This is a genomic window from Mesorhizobium sp. M0598 (assembly GCF_040320865.1).
Taxonomy (GTDB): Bacteria; Pseudomonadota; Alphaproteobacteria; order Rhizobiales; family Rhizobiaceae; genus Mesorhizobium.
On record NZ_JAMYQL010000044.1, the window covers coordinates 1 to 18,491 of the forward strand.

12 protein-coding genes and 7 pseudogenes are annotated in these 18,491 nt (G+C 60.1%); 15 read left to right on the forward strand and 4 right to left on the reverse strand.

All coding sequences use genetic code 11. The annotated features are described in order from the left end of the window. From NKI59_RS31120 to NKI59_RS31130, 3 genes and pseudogenes are all read left to right on the forward strand, one after another. Positions 1-629: TCP-1/cpn60 chaperonin family protein (locus NKI59_RS31120; protein WP_352708441.1), on the forward strand; the 629-nt coding region annotated here is incomplete at its 5' end. 404 nt (positions 630-1,033) lie between these two features. Continuing rightward, positions 1,034-1,417 (forward strand): ABC transporter permease family protein, encoded by a 384-nt coding sequence (locus tag NKI59_RS31125; protein WP_352708442.1) that lies wholly within the window; start codon positions 1,034-1,036, stop codon positions 1,415-1,417. A 639-nt stretch (positions 1,418-2,056) separates the two neighbouring features. Beyond that, positions 2,057-3,138, forward strand: a pseudogene (locus tag NKI59_RS31130) (HPP family protein). A 116-nt stretch (positions 3,139-3,254) separates the two neighbouring features. On the opposite strand, the gene NKI59_RS31135 reads toward NKI59_RS31130, so the two are convergent. Continuing rightward, a complete protein-coding gene (locus tag NKI59_RS31135; RefSeq protein ID WP_352708443.1) occupies positions 3,255-3,872 on the reverse strand; it encodes a cold-shock protein in 618 nt (205 codons plus the stop codon). 261 nt (positions 3,873-4,133) lie between these two features. Next, positions 4,134-4,346, reverse strand: a pseudogene (locus NKI59_RS31140) (3-methyl-2-oxobutanoate hydroxymethyltransferase); the annotation flags it as partial. A gap of 147 nt (positions 4,347-4,493) precedes the next feature. Here NKI59_RS31140 and NKI59_RS31145 point away from each other — a divergent pair. After that, positions 4,494-5,456, forward strand: coding sequence for an NUDIX hydrolase (locus NKI59_RS31145; protein WP_352469024.1), 963 nt, complete (start codon positions 4,494-4,496; stop codon positions 5,454-5,456). A gap of 4 nt (positions 5,457-5,460) precedes the next feature. On the opposite strand, the pseudogene NKI59_RS31150 reads toward NKI59_RS31145, so the two are convergent. After that, positions 5,461-5,793: pseudogene (locus NKI59_RS31150) on the reverse strand (transposase); the annotation flags it as partial. 21 nt (positions 5,794-5,814) lie between these two features. Here NKI59_RS31150 and NKI59_RS31155 point away from each other — a divergent pair. Beyond that, positions 5,815-6,027 (forward strand): annotated as a pseudogene (locus NKI59_RS31155) (PIN domain-containing protein); the annotation flags it as partial. Positions 6,028-6,254: 227 nt separating this feature from the next. Here the strand turns inward: NKI59_RS31155 and hemN are convergent. After that, positions 6,255-7,595, reverse strand: coding sequence for an oxygen-independent coproporphyrinogen III oxidase (hemN, locus tag NKI59_RS31160; RefSeq protein WP_352708444.1), 1,341 nt, complete (start codon positions 7,593-7,595; stop codon positions 6,255-6,257). Positions 7,596-8,658: 1,063 nt separating this feature from the next. On the opposite strand from hemN, the gene NKI59_RS31165 reads away from it, so the two are divergent. From NKI59_RS31165 to metK, 10 genes and pseudogenes are all read left to right on the forward strand, one after another. Then, on the forward strand, positions 8,659-9,810 hold the full coding sequence (locus tag NKI59_RS31165) for a porin (protein ID WP_352708445.1): 1,152 nt from the start codon (positions 8,659-8,661) through the stop codon (positions 9,808-9,810). Between the two features lie 14 nt (positions 9,811-9,824). Further along, positions 9,825-10,034 (forward strand): annotated as a pseudogene (locus tag NKI59_RS31170) (bifunctional hydroxymethylpyrimidine kinase/phosphomethylpyrimidine kinase); the annotation flags it as partial. Positions 10,035-10,424: 390 nt separating this feature from the next. After that, positions 10,425-11,957, forward strand: coding sequence for a Fic family protein (locus NKI59_RS31175; RefSeq protein WP_352708446.1), 1,533 nt, complete (start codon positions 10,425-10,427; stop codon positions 11,955-11,957). A gap of 15 nt (positions 11,958-11,972) precedes the next feature. Further along, positions 11,973-13,742 carry a prenyltransferase/squalene oxidase repeat-containing protein gene (locus NKI59_RS31180; protein ID WP_352708447.1) on the forward strand — a complete coding sequence of 590 codons (1,770 nt, stop codon included), beginning with the start codon at positions 11,973-11,975 and terminating at the stop codon, positions 13,740-13,742. Positions 13,743-13,945: 203 nt separating this feature from the next. Next, positions 13,946-14,478: pseudogene (locus tag NKI59_RS31185) on the forward strand (HsdM family class I SAM-dependent methyltransferase); the annotation flags it as partial. Positions 14,479-14,520: 42 nt separating this feature from the next. Continuing rightward, the gene (locus NKI59_RS31190) at positions 14,521-14,679 is read left to right on the forward strand and encodes a hypothetical protein (RefSeq protein WP_352708465.1); all 159 of its coding nucleotides are present in this window, start codon (positions 14,521-14,523) and stop codon (positions 14,677-14,679) included. A 109-nt stretch (positions 14,680-14,788) separates the two neighbouring features. Continuing rightward, on the forward strand, positions 14,789-15,292 hold the full coding sequence (locus NKI59_RS31195; protein WP_352708448.1) for a type I restriction enzyme subunit R domain-containing protein: 504 nt from the start codon (positions 14,789-14,791) through the stop codon (positions 15,290-15,292). A 141-nt stretch (positions 15,293-15,433) separates the two neighbouring features. Continuing rightward, the gene (locus tag NKI59_RS31200) at positions 15,434-15,973 is read left to right on the forward strand and encodes a hypothetical protein (RefSeq protein WP_352708449.1); all 540 of its coding nucleotides are present in this window, start codon (positions 15,434-15,436) and stop codon (positions 15,971-15,973) included. A gap of 887 nt (positions 15,974-16,860) precedes the next feature. After that, a pseudogene (gene glyA / locus NKI59_RS31205) lies at positions 16,861-17,242 on the forward strand (serine hydroxymethyltransferase); the annotation flags it as partial. Positions 17,243-17,296: 54 nt separating this feature from the next. Next, on the forward strand, positions 17,297-18,472 hold the full coding sequence (gene metK / locus NKI59_RS31210) for a methionine adenosyltransferase (RefSeq protein ID WP_352452623.1): 1,176 nt from the start codon (positions 17,297-17,299) through the stop codon (positions 18,470-18,472). Positions 18,473-18,491: the final 19 nt, after the last annotated feature.

Below are 18,491 nucleotides of genomic sequence, written 5' to 3' on the forward strand. Positions count from 1 at the left end.
AGGGCCGCGTCGCCCAGATCAAGCAGCAGATCGAGGAGACCACCTCGGACTACGACAAGGAGAAGCTGCAGGAACGTCTCGCCAAGCTGGCGGGCGGCGTTGCGGTCATCCGCGTCGGCGGTGCGACCGAAGTGGAAGTCAAGGAAAAGAAGGACCGCGTCGATGACGCCCTCAACGCGACCCGTGCGGCCGTCGAAGAAGGCATCGTTCCCGGCGGCGGCGTCGCACTGCTGCGCGCTTCGCTGAGCATCAAGGCAACCGGCGCCAACTCCGACCAGACCGCCGGCATCAGCATCGTGCGTCGCGCGCTGCAGGCTCCGGCCCGTCAGATCGCGGCCAACGCCGGTGCGGAAGCATCGATCGTTGCCGGCAAGATCCTTGAGAACAAGGGGGCGACCTTCGGCTACAACGCCCAGACCGGCGAATATGGCGACATGATCGCCATGGGTATCGTCGATCCGGTCAAGGTTGTGCGCACGGCTCTGCAGGACGCGGCCTCGGTCGCCGGCCTGCTGGTCACCACCGAAGCCATGATTGCGGAGGCTCCGAAGAAGGAGTCGGCTGGCGGCGGCATGCCTGGCGGCATGGGCGGCGGCGGCATGGGCGGCATGGGTGGCATGGATTTCTAATCCAGCCAATCTCGCAAGCTTACGGAAAGGGCGGCAGCGATGCCGCCCTTTTTGTTTGCCGAGCATGATCGACAGCTTGGAGGTGCAAGTCCTCTACCCAGCTGATGGCGGCGAAGCGCAACGGCGTCGTCGTGAGACGGGTCTGGCCGTGTCCTGTCGTTCAACCGCTGGTCGAAACTCACGATGATCGTGCTGCCTTCCGCCGTGCCGTGGATCTTTACAGGGCTGCGAGAAGGCCTTGCCAACGGCTGGCAGACCCTGGTTGCGGTAGAACTCATCGCATCGTTCGAAGGGCTCCGATTACCTGATGGCCTATGGTCGTCAGCTCTTTCAATTTGGACTCGTTCTTTCGGCCATGATCGTGGTCGGCCTGACCGAATTGGTGATCCACGGCCTGCTCACGCTTGCCGAAACTATCTGCAACGCTGGCGTCCGGAGACCCCACGATCAGCCTGATCACGATTGCAGGTCGGGATAGGCTGTCGCACGGCTCTTCCATCGCACCGCCGGCCTTCCGCTTCATCGGCCGACATCTGCGGCCGCTTGCGGTGTCGATGGCGCTGCTCGCGATTTGGGAGTTGCTCGCCCATGCCGGCGCTGCTGACCCACGTTTTCTACCGCGGCTGGGAGAGGTGGCGGCCCGCGGCATGGCAGAGTTCAGCCGAGGTAGCCTCGGCTCCAATCTTCTGGCGAGCCTGGAACGTGACCTGATCGGTTTCGTGTGTGGCAGTGTGGCGGAATCGCGCTTGGTCCGGCGATCGGATTTTCCCGCCTTATCGAACGCCTGAGAGGCTCGTGGTCGCGGTTGTGTTACCGCTATTACGTGACCTGATCACGTTGACGATGCCAGCACCTTCATTGGCCACTTTCTGGACCATGTACGTCACATCAGGCTCCCCCGCCCGATCGACACGAGCCGGCTCTGTAACCACGCCGCCGTCATATAGCGGTTCCACGACGGCACTGGCGGCAGTCGTCTTCTCAGCGGCTACTGGTGGACGTTTCAGCAGCCAACGAATCCGATGGTGGCAAGGACAGGCAGACCAAGCACCGCGTAGAAGCCGTACTCCGCTGGAGTTCGCCTCGGAAGTGGAGCGACAAGGGCCTGATTTGTCTTGCCATGCCGACATTGTCAGCACGCTTTTCGAAGCCTCTGAATTCCTTAGTGTCCATCCCAGCTCGACCTCCGACCATCCCCATTTCCGGCTGCCCGCGGCAGGGCAGCCCTTGGCCTCTAGCTGCGCTCGAGCGGATCAGCGTGCCGTCCGCCTCCTCTGATCAAAATGTCTGCACCCATTTGGCAATGGCCGCTTCGCGCAAAAGTTTTCCCCCGTGAGCCGACTTTCCGAATTGGCTTAACTTCCAAATCTGTGGCTTTGCCTGCATTGCGGAGCGCGGAGTTCCGACCACTCGCCCAAGGGTATGCCATGGCGTTTCGTCTCTTTGTTCCGATCCTTGCCGGTGCAACGCTGCGCGAGCGGCTGCTCGCCTGCATCGGGGCCATGATCGGCATCGCATTGACTGGCGTGATCAGTGCGCTGGCGAACGGGTCTGGCCCACATGTCGCACTGCTGGTTGCTCCAATGGGAGCATCGGCCGTGCTGCTCTTTGCCGTGCCTTCAAGCCCGCTGGCGCAACCTTGGTCGATTATCGGTGGCAATACGATTTCGGCGCTGGTCGGGGTGATCGTGGCGCATTTCGTGCATGAACCCGTCCTTGCTACCGGCATTGCGGTGGCGCTGGCGATCGCCGCCATGTCGTTCACGCGCTGCCTGCATCCGCCGGGTGGCGCCGCCGCCTTAACTGCGGTGTTCGGCGGACCGGCCGTCTTCAGCTCGGGCTTGCTGTTTCCCTTCGTTCCGGTAGCGCTGAACTCGATGTGCTGGTCGCACTCGGCTACGGCATACATAAACTGTCGCGGCGCAACTATCCGCATGTGGCGGCTCCCGCCCTTAAAAGCGCGCATGGAACCATCGATCCGCCGGCGCGGGAGCGGGTCGGCTTCCAGCCCGAGGATATCGATGCCGCGCTCGGCACGCTGGAGGAAACCTTCGATATCGACCGCAACGATCTTGAGCGGCTGCTACGGCAGGTCGAGTTGCAGGCGATGGTGCGCTCCCACCGGACCCTGCTGTGCGAGGACATCATGTCGCGCGATGTGATTTCGGTCGATGAACATGCGCCTGCCGACCAGGCGCGTCATTTGCTGCTCGATCACAACATCCGGACGCTGCCGGTGACCGACGCCGAGGGCGGGCTGGTCGGTGTAGTTGGCCTGCGCGAGCTGACGAAGGCGACCGACGCGGTGAGGGCTGTGATGGCGAAGGCTGGTACCGCCTCTCCCGATACGCCGGCCATGAGCCTGCTGCCGGTGCTCACCGACGGCCGCAGCCATGCCGTGGTCATCGTCGATGCCGAGCGACGCATTATTGGGCTGATCACCCAGACCGACCTGCTGGCAGCGGCAGTGCGCGTGCACATGGCGGACACAACGCTGGCAGCGGCATAAAATAGGGATCCGGACTTGCTCAATCCGGGAACCCGATGGGGCGCCAATAGGATAGCAGTATGACGGCCGCCCGACGCTCTCCGGCATCTCCTTCGAGGCGAGCAATGCATCGCCGTCTAGGCAAGGCGAATGCTCCGGACTTCCCAGCCTTTCTTGCCTTGCCCGCCTTCGACAAACACCTTCTGTCCCGCCACCAGCACGCTGAGCCCTGAGCGCGTCAGGGCGCTGGCATGAACGAAGACGTCCTTCTCACCGTTGTCAGGAGCAATGAAGCCGAAGCCCTTTTCGGGTTTGTACCACTTGACCGTGCCCCCGCTCTCCAGCTGCGCACCGGTTTCAACGAAGGTCCCTCCAGCGACGCGCGTATGTGACGGAGTTTTCGAGCGGTGATCGCCGATCTCCAGCACCTGCGCGACTTGATGACCTTTTGGACTTTTTTCGACCGTGATCTTGAGAGGCGTCCCCGCGGCAACATCCCGGCTTCCGGCCGCGTCTAACACTCGCACGTGCAGATAGGCCTCCGTGCCATCCGACAGTTTGACGAAGCCAAAACCCTTGCTGACTGTGAACCACAATACCTCCGCATCGACAGGATCTGCCGTCACGGGCGGCGGGCGCTGAAAATAGCTTGGCTCGGAAGTCCGTTCCGAAAAGGAAACGGGGTCATCGTCATAGCGATGCCGGCGTGGCTCGCGATGGTCTCGATATTTGCCCATGATCATCTCGACTGGCATGGATGGCGCACTGCGCTACCGTCAAGATAATCTCAATCCGGCGACGCGTTTATATCAAAAAGGCCGTGAAGGCCGCAGCTGTGCCCGGCCTATCGGCCGAACCCTTTGAAACTAGATTCATTTCCCCTGAAACAATAGTGCCGGCGAGTCGATTTACTGACTCGCATAGGTTGTGTTGGAGTGCGAGTGCGATGATGCTGGCGCGGGCGCACTGGAAGGGCTTTATCAGGCATTGCGGAAAGCCTGCTCCGGGTTTCTTCAAAAGGAACCGAACGGAGAGTCGACGACCATTTGCGCCGGCTCCAGGAGCGCAGGCCTGACCGTGCATGATCATCATCTCCAGCGTCACGCCCAGCGTCGACGCCAAGCCGTGGAGAACCATGCCGCGCTGTCGCCGACGAGAACAACGTCGGAATGTCGATCGACGAGCTTTGAATCGGCGCACTCAATGGGCCTCCTTCCCCAAGCACGGATGTCGCGTTGGCACTTTTTGTGCAGCTGCGAAGAGCTAAAATCGCCACGACAGGTGGTGTTGACGCGCCGACAATTATCAGACAAAAACGGAATTCAATCGGTTCAGCCGCTACGCGGCAGGGGCTCTGCTCAACAACGTCGGGGACCATGGACGATCGCGCAAAAGGGATTAGGAAAGGCGGAGCTGGAGGCAAGGCCAACGACGTCAATGCGGACTTGATCGCCGTTGTGGTCGCCATGGACAGCAGCGCCCCCTGCGTTCTGACCATCCCGCAGGCAAACGCCCTGCCCTCGGGCCCGTTCGAGCTTGCTCACCGTTCGCTGCAGTCGGGCCTCAGGGGATGGGTGGAACAACAGACCGGCCAGCCGCTCGGCTATATCGAACAGCTCTACACCTTCGCCGATCGCGACAGGGTTGGAGCTGACGACCGCGTGGTCTCTATCAGCTATCTGGCGCTCACTCACCAAGACGAAGCTGGCGACCCGGCCGGGCGACACTGGGGAAGCTGGTACGACTATTTCCCGTGGGAGGATCACCGCTCCGGCACACCGGCGGTCGTGTTGGACGAATTGCGGCCGCGCCTGATGGAATGGGCGGATGGCACTGACGACGGTACGACACGCCTCGACCGACGACGGCGGGCGGCGATCGCCTTCGGCTTTGACGACCGCCATTGGAACGAGGAACTCGCGCTTCAACGTTATGAGCTGCTCTACGAAGCCGCGCTGGTGGAGGAAGCAATACGCGCCGGACATTCCGCTGCGCCCACCTCGGTGTCGGGCAGATCGATGATCGCCGATCATCGTCGCATCCTGGCGACCGGCATTGCGCGACTGCGCTCCAAGATCAAATACCGGCCGGTCGTATTCGAACTGATGCCGCCGGTCTTCACGCTTTTGCAGCTGCAGCGCACCGTGGAGGCGCTTGCCGGCAGGCTCGTACGTAAGCCGAACTTTCGCCGGCTAATCGAGCAGCAGGAGCTGGTCGAGGAAACCGGTGAGACAACCGCGGAAACCGGCGGCCGGCCGGCGCAACTTTATCGCTTCCGTCACGCCGTTCTCGACGAGAGGGTGATAGCCGGAACAAAATTGCCGCTGTCGCGGGCTTGACCCGCCTTGCGCCAGCAGCCCTGACGATGTCGCGGACGGCTTGGCCCTTGTGAGAACCGGGATTGTCGAGAATGACGATGTCGCCCGGCTTCAGTGTTTTGTTGAGTTCGGTTTCGACATAGACGCGAAAGGCCTGCGTATTGATGGGTCCGTCAATGATCCAAGGCGCCTCCACCCGATCCTGCCGCAGCGCAGTGATGAAGGTCATCGTCTTCCAATGGCCATATGGTGCGTGGGCCATCAGCCGCTTGCCGCGCACACCCCAGCCGCGCAACGGCGCCATGTTGGTCTTGACCCATGTTTCATCCAGGAAGACCAGCCGCGTAGGGTCAATGCGGGTCTGTGTCGATCGCCGAGACTCCGGCGCGGCGCTGCCCTCATGGACAAAGGTCGGAAACGTGACGCACTGGCCGAATGGCTCGCCCGGGACCTGCCGCAGCGCTTCGAGTCGAGAGTCCTGCCGGTGGACGAACTGGTTGCCTTGGCCTGGGGCGACCTGACGGGCCTCGCGAAGCGGCGTGGCCGCGGTCTGTCATCGATGGACGGGCTGATCGCAGCCACCGCGATCTCCTGACCCATCACATGGCGGGGATCTTCATGCGCTGACGGCGAAACACCCAGATATCCCGCACCTACCACGATCAATATGGAAACGCCTCGGTGGCAGCCACGAGGTCGATGTCATTGAAGATGAGATGAAATAGGCGGATCAGCTCTGCTTTTCGTATCCTTGACGCGCGCTTCATGACAGGCCTCGGCCAAGGGCGTCGAGTTTAGCTTCCGGTTGGATGTTTGCCCTCACCTGGGGCTATGCTTACGGCCATCCCGATCGAGAAAAGCATCGAACGCGGCAGCGACAGCACGAATCACAAAGCGATGCTCCCGCCGTACGCGGACAAAACCGTTTTCGAAGTCCACTATCCCGTCCTCGGCCAGCATCACCAAGCGTTCAGCTGAATCGAGAAGACGGATCGGATCAGATCCGTGGGCGGTACAGATTGCCTGCACATCGGCCTCGAGATCGCACATTAGTCGCTCGATAATTGCGGCTCGCACGCGGTCGTCGTCGGTGAGGCGATAGCCCTTTGACGTCGCCAGACGGCCAGCTGCGATGTGCTGGATGTAGGAATCCCGTGTAACTTCGTTTTGGACGTACCCCTCGCCGACGCGGCCGATAGCCGACGCGCCGAAACCGATCAGGGTTCTGCAGGTGTTGGCCGAGTAGCCCAGCGAGTTACGCCGCAGGCGACCCGTTTTCTGTGCCAGCGCGAGCTCGTCGTCCGGCAAGGCGAAATGGTCGAGCCCGATCTCGCGGTAGCCGGCGGCGCGCAGCGTCGCGGCCACGGCCGCATACTGTTCGGCGCGGGCAGCGCTGCCCGGAAGAACTGCCTCCTCGATGAGGCGCTGATTCTTTATAAGCGACGGGATGTGCGCATAGCCGAACACCGCAAGCCGGTCGGGGCGCATTGCGACCGCCACCCTCGCGGTCTCCACGCAGGACTGCACCGTTTGATGCGGGAGACCGAAGATGAGGTCGAAGTTGATGCGGCTTACTCCATGCCGGCGCAGCATTTCCACGGCAACCGACGTCTGCGCCTCACTCTGAACCCGGTTGATCGCTTTTTGAACAATGGGATCGAAGCTCTGCACGCCGAGACTCACACGGTTCACGCCGGCCGCTCCTAAGGCCTCGGCCATCTCGGCCGTGAACGTGCGCGGATCAATCTCGACGGCGACCGTAGCTGTTTTCGTGAGAGCGAAGCGGCGTCGCAGGAACTCCATCAGAGCCAGGAACTCGGCTGGTCCTATGAGAGACGGCGTTCCGCCGCCGAAATGCATGTCGCTCACGGGCAGCCTCTGCGGCGCTCGCTCCGAGACCAAACGGATCTCGTCACGCAGCGCCGCCAGATAGTTGAGGATCGGCGCATCATGGCGGGTGATGGTGGTGGGGAAGCCACAATACCAGCAAGCTGATCGGCAGAACGGAACGTGAAAATAGAGCGACACCGGATCGTCAGCCGGCAGGTTCCTGAGCCATTCCTCATAAGCCTCGGCGCCGACCGCCCCAGAGAACTCCGACACAGTCGGATAGATAGTGTACCAAGGCAGGCCGGCCTCGCGATATTTTGTGGTCTGCAACAGTTACCGTCCCATGCTGATAACCACCAACCTTACCGCTGCGCTCGCCTGTGTCTTTGCGCTATGTCAGTCCGTTCGCTTTGGGCTCGAAACTTGTATTTCGCAGCAATAGCGGCCGTTCAGTCTTGGCTGGACAGCGATGGTCTGAGCACTCGGGCAGCAACTGGCCATGGCTGTTCCCGCCGAGATCCTCACGCGCACCGTTAAGTTCCACCATCCCTTCCCTTCAGCTTGCGCCTGGTCGAGGAGATTCTGCTGAGCGCGACTGCCGCATCCGACGAGATAACACGGCGTTGGGACCAGACTTAGCTCGCCAGCTAGCGCAGCCCCATGGTGATCTCTGGCATCTCGATGAGCTCGTTTTGTGAATTGCTGGCAAGAAGCATTAGCTGTGGCGCGCCGTCTATCAGGACGAGAGCTTGCTCGACGCGACCGTTAGGTCCGCCGCAATGCCAAGGCCGGCGCGCGCCTAGTGACTCCGTGCTGGAGGCAAGGCTGCGCGTTCAGCGCGTGATTATCGACCATCGCGCTCGCTAAAATGACGGCGTCGTACCGAGCGGTGCCGCCGCATGATGTCTCAAACGTCGGGGCTCACAGCAAACAAAGCTGTCGCCATTGAACGAAACTGTCGCGAAGCGAACAGACGAACCGTAGGCGAAACGTTTGCCGTTCGTGCTTGGGTTGATCCGCAAGGCAAAAAGGAAGGAAGAGCGAACCAAGGTCCGCCGGCACACTTGAGCTTCAAGCCGCAGCGCGTCGTCAGGATGGCACGCCATTTGCAGTAGCCTTTTTGACGGCCCGCCCACAACTAGCGGAGATGACGGTGGTGATTTGGACAGAATTGTTGAATGGCGTCGTCTCCGCGATAATTATATTTGTAATAACAATTGCATATTTGTAGCAATACTACCCAATCATATTCTCAATTTCATGAACATCTGGCGTGACGAGCGCATCAAAACTGCTCAAATTCGACTCAATGCCGCATCGTTATCGACTGTTTCCTTAGCAAAAATTCATTCACTGACGTCCATTCCTTTTACTCTTTGAACGGAGATCAACAATGAACATTAGGAGCCTCCTCCTCGGCTCAACTGCGGCACTGATTGCCGTTTCCGACGCTCGCGCCGTGACCGCCGTTGCCGAGCCTGACCCGACTGAGTACGTTAAAATCTGCGACGCTTACGGCTCGGGCTACGTCTACATTTCAGGCACTGAGACCTGCCTGCGCATCGGCGGCTATGTCCGTTACGACGTCGGCTTGGGCCATATGGTTGATCACGCAAGAACCTCGGATGTGAGGACTGGTGAGGATCAGGGCACATGGCAAAACAACACGCGCTTCACATTGAAAACTTGGACCGGCCAGGAGACCGAACTCGGCACGTTGAAGACCTACACCGAAACCCGCATGAACTTCGGTAACCGCGACGCTTCGGTTTCGGACAGTTCTCGTTCCTATGCCTTCAACGGAGACAGCACCTTGACTTTCGCCTGGATTCAGCTTGGTGGCCTCCGAGTTGGTAAGGACTGGTCGGCCTTCGACATGTTTATTGGCGGCGCGGGTGACGTACTCAACCAGACGCCGGTTCCGTACGGCGCTTTCGATACCAATGTGGTTCAGTACTACTTCGACGCCGGGAACGGCTTTTCGGCCGTGGTTTCGCTCGAAGAAGGCTCGGGCGTGGTCGGCACAATCGACAGCTACGCTCCGCAGGTAGTCGGCGGCTTGAAATACACACATGGCTGGGGCGCGATCACCGGCGTTGCCGCTTACGATAGCAACTACGAATCGGTGGCCGCCAAGGTCCGTGTCGACATCAATGTCACCAACGAACTGTTGCTGTTCGGAATGTTCGGCTACGGTTCCAGGGGCAAGCTCAACGACGACTCCACGAACGCGATCGACGCTCATGGTCGCGGCTTCTATAAGATTTGGGGCGGGAACTGGGCTTTCTGGGCTGGCGCCGCTTACGAGCTCAACGAGACAACTTCGTTCAAGCTTCAGCTCTCCGGTGATCAGCTCAAGAACCATGGTGTCGCTGCAAACGTTGCCTATGCGTTTCTTCCAGATTTCACAGTTACGGCGGAACTCGACTATGGCCGATACGGTAACTTCGCCGTCGGCAAGGTGGACGCTTCCAACGTGAATTGGACCAACGCCAACAAGAAGAGCAGTGTCGGCGGAATCCTGCGTTTCGAACGCTCATTCTAACGGATGAAAGGGCGCTGAGGCAGGCATCGCATGTACTTGTCGTCGGCGGATCGGACTCCAGTGGGGGTGCCGGAATTGCGCGCGATATCGAGACGCTCTCCTCCATGGGCGTGCGCAGCTGCCTTGCCGTCACTGCGGTGACGGTGCAAACACACGACAGCGTCACGGACATCCTTCATCTGCAACCCGGTCTGGTGGCCGATCAGATGCGTGCAGCGATCTCGCGGGCGTCGTGGCGTAGTGAGCGCGGGCGCGGCCGTGATGATCGTGGCGGGAGGGAGAGGTAAGGAGCGAGAATTCGCGTTTACGGGTACCCACGATGCACAACGGGCGAGTTTTTCAAAGAGGCGCGTCCTCCTTCGAAGCGCTTCGGAGGGCCAGGCTCTAGGCTCGCCCCGAGCCCTTGGTAGCCTGCGGGGGAGCTGGGTCTCGGCCCATCCGGGTAACGATCCTTCGCGCGGCTATGGAAACGATCGCATTTGCCGATTATCGCATAAAAAACTTGTTATCGCACGACTAAAAAAACTTGCAACTCCACAGCATCATTGACTTGTCGCCTATCAGCACTATATACTTGTAATCGCACAACTCTAAAAACTTGCAAAGGCACGGCCATGGCCAAGCCCCATGAAAAACTCGCTGTATCACTGGCCGTCCTCAAAGAGCTGCAGGAGGGTGGGCGGCGCATATTCAAATCAGATGAGCTGACCCGCGTCCACCGGGAGCGGCTGCTGCAGAACGGGTTCCTGCGCGATGTTATCAAAGGCTGGCTCATGTCGACCGGCCCGCAGGCACGGCAGCAAGACACCACCCCTTGGTACGCGAGCTTCTGGGAGTTCTGCTCCCTTTACTGCAATGACCGGTTCGGCAAGGACTGGTTCCTCTCACCGGAGCAGTCGCTGCTTCTGCACGCGGAAGCGCCCACTATTCCGCCTCAGGTGGTGGTGAATACCCCCAAAGGCACGAATAACAAAATCGACCTGCTGTTCGGCACTTCGCTCTATGACCTCAAGGTCAAGGAGATGCCGGCCGAACTGACAGAGAAAAACGGCCAGCGCGTGTTCACTGTCGAGGCCGCCCTTACCCGGGTGCCGGAAGCGTTCTTCCAGCGCGCCCCTATCGAGATGCAGATCGCCATGGCGTCGGTGCGCGACGTATCAACCGTTCTGGCCCTGCTGCTTGATGGCGGCCATTCCGCCGTGGCGGGACGGCTTGCGGGGGCCTTCCGTCGCGTAGGACGCGACTCCTTTGCCGATGAAATCGTGGCCGCCTTCAAAGCCGCCGGCTATGACGTGCGCGAATCCGATCCGTTCGCGGGACAAATTGGTGTGACAACTATTGCGGCGGGCGTACCGCCGTTGGTCGCCCGCCTGCGCGCGATCTGGCAATCGCAGCGCGAAGCCATCATCGAGATATTCCCGAAGGCACCCGGACTGCCGTCCGACAAAGACGCCTATATGAAGTTCGTCGAGGATATCTACGAAAGCGACGCCTACCATTCGCTGTCGATAGAAGGGTACAGCGTCACCCCGGAACTCATCGACCGGGTGCGCGAGGGGAGCTGGAATCCGGAGATTGATGAAGAGGACCGCAAGAACCGGGATGCGCTTGCCGCGCGTGGCTACTACCTCGCATTCCAAAAGGTCAAAGACTCTGTTGCCGCGATCATCAACGGCAAGCCAGCCGGCGCGTTGACGCGGGACACTCACCGGGAGTGGTACCGGGAGCTGTTCGCGCCGTCAGTGACCGCCGGCATCCTCAAAGCCAGCGCGCTTGCGGGATATCGCAATCACCCTGTGTACCTGCGCGGCTCGCAGCACGTGCCGCCGCGTACCGAAGCGGTGGCCGATGGTATGAATGAGCTGTTCGACCTGCTGGAGGCGGAGAAGGAGGCCTCCGTGCGTGCCGTGCTGGGGCATTGGCTTGTGGGCTATGTGCACCCCTATCCGGACGGCAACGGACGGATGGCGCGGTTCCTCATGAACGCGATGCTGGCTTCAGGCGGTTACCCCTGGACAGTCGTCAGAGTCGATGACCGGAAGGCCTACCTCGCAGGGCTGGAGGAGGCGAGCGGCAATATGAATGTGAAATCATTCGCCGCCTTTCTCGCCGAACGGGTGAAGTGGTCTATGGAGAAGGCGGCGTGAGGTCGGTGGTGTGCTATGTTTAACTTGCTTGTCTCGGGCCACGGCGAGTGGTGGGAAACGCCGCCGTTCACGTCAACCATTGACCGGTTCAAGGAATATAGCGGCGCCGAGGCCGAGGCTATCGACCTCGCGCGCCCTGAAACATTGCGCCGGCTGGAGGAAATCCCGGCGCTGTTGATGTACGAAGTCGGGGCGGGAGGCCCGCACGCGCGCGTGGTCCGGCACGGCCGCATACGCAATATCGTTCGGCGCGGACTCGAACTGGCCTTCACCTTCGAGCCCGATCCGGAACATGCCTTTCTCGACCGGTCAGCGGTGTTGAGAATTGCGGACCGGCTGGGCATTCAACAGTTCGAACAGCACCGTACGCACTGGGCGATCAAGGATGGTGACATTCCGGCCGAGCTGATTGCCACCGGCACCGCTGAACGGGCGCAGCGCACCGTTGCTGTGGTTGCGGCAGAATATGTAGAAGCGCGCCGCGAGGGACGAAGGAGAGAAGCTGCCGAACTGGCCGAAGAACTGGAGGATTTTCCTCCCTCGCTGGAGAAAGCACTGTCGCTAGTGCCGGCGCGTATCCTTCAGCAGCCGACACCCGAATTATACCCGATCCTTGGGATAGAGCCCCGCACGCCCGAAGGCCGCAACGCCGTCGTGGCCGTCGTCGCAAGGGATCACAATGGGCAGGACTTGCCTGCCGACTGGTCTTATTCGCTGGCGTGGTTCCTGGACCTTTACGGCAGCGCGACGGAAGCGGGGCGCCTTGACGGCGCGCTGGCCGAATGCGCAACGCATATGATCGCGCTCGGCACTGGCGAGGGAGAAGCTGCCGCCCCGGTTGAAGATATCGGCTACGCACTCTGGCGCTGTTCGCGAAGCCCGAAACTTATCGGCGATCTGCGCCGGGAAATTGCGGTCCTGACTGATCGCCTCGTGCGCCGCCAGGAGGGTGGGGGCTACTGGAATGAAACTAGAGAAGGGGTTCCCCGGCCCGGCCTGCGCGCCACGGCCCTTGCGACAGTCGCCCTTCAGCGGCTTGGCGATGACCGCTACCACGACGCAATTCGGAAAGCCGTGTCATGGCTGATCACACAAGTTATTCCTGACACAGGCGCGCTTCCGCGCGACGCGGGCGACGACGATCCCGAGGTCATCGCCACGACACTCGCGATGGAGGCTATTCGCCGGTCTGATTTTGTCGATGACGTGCCCCACGTGCTGGCGGCTGGAGATGCCTGGCTGGTCTCCGGTCAGACCGTGCTGGGAGGCTGGCAGGCAGAGCCGTGGGCAGAGGATTTTGTCGCGGCCTTGGTGCTTGAATATCTCGCGCGCCAAAACGAGATGCTGCCGCAGGTCGATGGCTTTCTCCTGATGGCGCGCGACTTCTTCCGCAAGGCAGAAGAGCTGCAGCTGGAAGGCGGCGCCAATAATCGGCGGCTTGCTGCCATAGCGACCGTGCATGCTGTGGAAATGTTCCTCTATGGGCTGTTTGAGCGGCGGGAAGATTTGGCGCTGTCAGCCTTCCGCGAAAACGGCACTGAGACGCTCGGCCCCCGGGAAGCGCTCGGCGCTCTGCAGGCTGCGTTGCAACGGATCGGGGTGCTGCACGCGCCGCAACGGCTGTCCCACCGCGACAATCTGAGTGCGTTGGTCGGGCGGCGTGACGGGATCATCCATCGCGCTCACGAAATTAGCGAAGCGGAACTCAGAGACGGGATGAAGCATGCCCGGCGCTTTATCGAAAAGTATGCCCGGTCGCTGCTCGACTTGAACCTGTTGCAGTGAATGTACGTGATTGAGGGGGATGATGAAAAGAAGCGATATTCCAAAGGATGTTATGGCGGCTATTCCGCAAGGCCGCGGAAGAATATGGGGGCAGCGATGCCCCGGCGACATGGCCCCGGATGTGCTGATGACCGGACGTTACCAGTTCGGCAGCAACGAGCGCCGATGGCGACGACATTCTCGGCGATGCCGACGAATATCTGATGCGCCATTTCGCGACTGAGAGCGGAGAGAGCAAAGGCCAGTTCTACACCCCCGCCGAAGTCAGCCGCATCATGGCGCAGATCATCGGCATTCGGTCCGCCAAGACCAGCGGCGACACCACCGTCTGCGACCCGACCTGCGGATCGGGATCGCTGCTGCTGAAAGTGGCCGACGAGGCCGGGACCAATGTCACGCTCTACGGGCAGGAGAAGGATCGGCCACCAGCGGTCTCGCGCGCATGAACATGATCCTGCACAACGCACCCACCGCGATGATCATGCAGGGCAACACCCTCACCGATCCCAAATTCCGCGACGGCGATGCGCTCAAGACCTTTGATTACGTCGTCGCCAATCCGCCCTTCAGCGACAAGCGCTGGAGCACCGGGCTTGACCCGCTTCATGATGAGCTGATCGCTTGAAGTCGTTTCGGCGTACCGCCCGCCAAGCAGGGCGATTACGCCTACCTGCTACACATCGTCCGGTCGCTGAAGAGCGCCGGTAAGGGCGCCTGCATTCTGCCGCACGGCGTTCTCTTCCGCGGCAACGCCGAAGCCGAACTCCGGCGCAACCTTGTGCGCAAGGGATACATCATCCACACCTACAAATTCAGCGAGGCGGTGGAGCACGAAGTCGTTCTCGACCTCGTTTTTTATGAAGCACGCGATATCGACCAGCGCCTGGGTTCAGAGGAAAAATTGATCAGTGGTTCGATGCCAAAACCAAGGCCCTGAATGACTGGCAAAGGGATGAGCTAAAAAAGAAATGGGGCACGATGTAAAACGTGCTTAGCTCGCGATCCCGCATGGATCGTGTCGTCAGCGGCACGTCTTCGATTTCAGCGTGAAGCCCCGCCTGTCAAGCGAACGCGGCAACGCAATTCTCGTGGCCTCCAGCATCTACGAAGCCTGCAAGCACTTCGAGCTTTTTCAAAAGACCCCGTTCCGCAACAAGTGCGCCCTGATCACATCGTACAATCCGAATGCGCAGGACATCACAAAGGAAGAGACGGGCGCCAACACCGATATCGACCGGCAGGTCATTTACAACACCTACACCGAGTTGCTGAAGGGCGTTGAGGCCATGGGCGGTTTGTCCAAAACCGAGGTGTACGAGGAGGCGGCCAAGGCTCTTTTCACCAAGGAGCCGGCGAACATGAAGCTGCTGGTGGTCGTCGACAAGCTGCTCACAGCTTTTGATGCGCCACCCTGCACCTATGTCTACATAGACACGTCTATGCAGGACCACGGCCTGTTCCAAGCGATTTGCCGGACCAATCGGCTTGACGGCGAGGACAAGGATTTCGGTTATATCGTCGCCTACAAGGGCCTGTTCAAGAAAGGTTGAGAATGCGATCGCGGTCTATACGTCGGAACTTGATCATTCCGACGACGGGCCGGCTCCGGATGTGCTGCTCAAGGACCGTCTGAAAAAGGAAAAGAACGTCTCGATCAAGCCCTGGAACGCATTGTCCTGCTTTGCGAGCGTGTGGAGCCGCCGAAAGGAGAACTGGAATACATCCACTTCTTCTGCGGCAACACCGAAATCGCGTCAGACCTTAAAGAGCGCGAACCTCAGCGCGCGGCCCTGTACAAGGCAACCGCAGGGCTGCTGCGGGCGTATGCTAATATCGCGGATGAAATGGATGCCGCAGGCTACAACAACGCCCACGTTGCCCGCATCAAGAAACAGGTCGAGCATTACCTGAATGCGCGGGACACTGTGCGTCTGGCCAGCAACGAAAGCCTCGATCTGAAGGCCTACGAGGCTGATATGCGGCACTTGATCGACACATATTTCAAAGCCGATGAGCCCCGCAAAATCTCACCATTCGACGGCATGAGCCTCCTTGAGCTCAGCTCGTTTGGGAGGACGTGCTGGACGATAGGGTCACCCTTCCCCGCAAAATCAAGCAGTCCAGCGAGCGTAAAATCCAGGATCAAGCTGACCGCACATGGAATCTTCTCACTACGCTTTACTACACGGGAACAGGCCGTATCCCTTGGCGCCGGAAGAAGATCGGATTGAAAGGGAACCTTCTTTGTCATCTTTGCATCACGGTCAGTCTGCTCGAGATTGACCGCTGCAAACCGGGAGCACGAGCGGGCTGGGCAAACGTTGCAACAGATCCTTCAAGGAAATTCATAGACTCTTAGCAACTTCGGTTCGCTGTGAATGGTAGGCTTATTGCAACGTCTGAGGTCAGTGGGGTCCAAACCGTGGCGCCGCTTATTCTCCGACCCGCCGAACTGCGTGCAATTTCGGCTAAAGGCAATGGCAAGAAGAGCGCCCATCTTGTTTGTTCGACACAGCCATATCGGCTCAAAACAGTATCTTCACGGCCACCGACATTGTCCGGTCGGTGGACAATCAACCATATAATTTGGTTCGAAAGCCGCAACATCTGTGGAGAACGCGAAATGACAAATTCAGTAGGAGTGCCCAGGCTTTCCAAGTGGCTTGGTCCTGACCAATGCTGACACTGGTCAGTCGCCTACGGACGGCAGCGCATTTAGATCGCCTTCGAATCCTAGGTCTTTGCGCGCACGCGGACCTAACTGTCCGCCAGCTAGCGGAGATTCTGGGTCTGCGTCGTGATCACGTTGTACGACACGTCCGGCTGCTGGCCAGAGCCGACTTTCTTTACTGCACCGAACAACGCCCGTGGTGCTCGTACCATCTCAAAGCGGCAGGTAAGGACGGCGGGCTGGTTCAGTTGTTGGTTGATCTCCTGCCCCACGGCGATGGCTATCACAAACGAGACCTTCAACGGCTCGAAGCGACACAAGACGCGCCGTCGAAGGGGATCGCATGCTTGACCGTGAAATAGATCCAATTGGAGCGCGAAACCACCATGGACAACTCCGCCGACGGCGCCATCGCGCCGCCCGACACTTGCGGACGGTCTCGCTTGGCGGCCTCTGGCCCACGCGCTTCTGGACCGAGGTTATGACCTGGTCACCGGGGGCACTGACAATCACATGCTGATCCTTGATCTTCGCGATCGACCACTATCAGGCAAGGCCTATGCCGAGCGGTTAGCGAAGGCAGGCATCATTACGAACTTTAATATGGTGCCGGGGGACCCGCGCCATCCTGAGGTCACAAGCGGAATTCGCCTGCGGGCGCCAGCAGTGACGTCAATGGGCTTGCGCGATGTGGAAACCGTGCAAATTGCTGGCTTCATGGACTCCGTCCTCCGGCGCGCCAGAAGACGAAGATCTCCATGCCTGCGTGCGAAGAGACGTTGCCGATTTGTGCGCTGCGTTCGAGGTCCCGGGCCTCACCGACAGGTAAGGTGGGCTAAGCAAAATGCCCCATACAACTCCAACACCCGAAACGAGGCATTTCATGGCTAGGCAGTTCGTGTTCTCTTCCGAATCGGTTGGCGCGGGACACCCGGATAAGTTGGCCGACAACATCTCGGATGCCATCCTCGATGCCATCCTCCGCACCGATCCCAAGGCGCGCGTCGCCTGTGAAGCGTTGGTAAAATCAGGGATAGTCGTTCTGGCTGGCGAGATTACCAGCGATGCGCGGGTGGATTATAGCCAAGTTGCGCGCGATACGATTCTCGATATTGGATACGACGATGAGGCCGTCGGCTTTGACGGCCGGCGTTGCTCCGTCGTTCATGCACTCACCGAGCAATCGCCCGACATTAGCCAGGGCGTTGACGAGGGACGAGGGCAGGACCTCCAGCAGGGAGCGGGAGATCAGGGCCTCATGTTCGGCTACGCATGCCGCGAAACCGATACCTTGATGCCTTTGCCGATCCAGCTCGCTCATCGCTTGACGAAACGACAGGCAGATGTCCGGAAAGCACGACAGCTTGGCTGGTTGCGTCCTGACATGAAATCCCAAGTCTCAGTGCGCTATGAGGGGTTGCGCCCGGTCGCCCTGGATACCATCGTCGTATCGACCCAACATGACGAGCAGGTCTCGCAAGAGACGGTCCGCGAGGGCGTCATTGAGGAAATCATAAAGCCTGTCCTGCCGACCCACCTGGAGACGGAAGGCATCAGAATTCTGGTCAACCCGACGGGGAGGTTCGTAGTCGGCGGGCCGCGCGGCGACTGCGGTCTCACTGGACGCAAGATCATCGTCGATTCGTATGGTGGGATGGGTCGTCACGGCGGCGGCGCTTTTTCGGGCAAGGACCCGTCCAAGGTTGACCGCTCAGCTGCCTATGCGGCCCGGTATGTCGCAAAGAATATCGTCGCTAGCGGACTTGCGGACGTCTGCGAGGTGCAGCTTGCTTACGCAATCGGCGTGGCCAGTCCGGTTTCTGTCATGGTCAACACGTTCGGGACAGCGAGGGTTGAGGAAAGAAGGATCGAGCGCCTCATTCTTGAGTTGTTTGATCTCAGACCGAAGGGCATTATCAAGATGCTTGATCTCTTACGCCCTATATACCGCAAGACCGCGACCTATGGCCATTTCGGCCGTGAAGAGCCTGACTTCACCTGGGAGAAGACAGACAGGGCCGACGAATTGCGTCGCGAGGCAGGACTTGCCGCCCCGTGAGGGGCTGGCGCCGAACGGA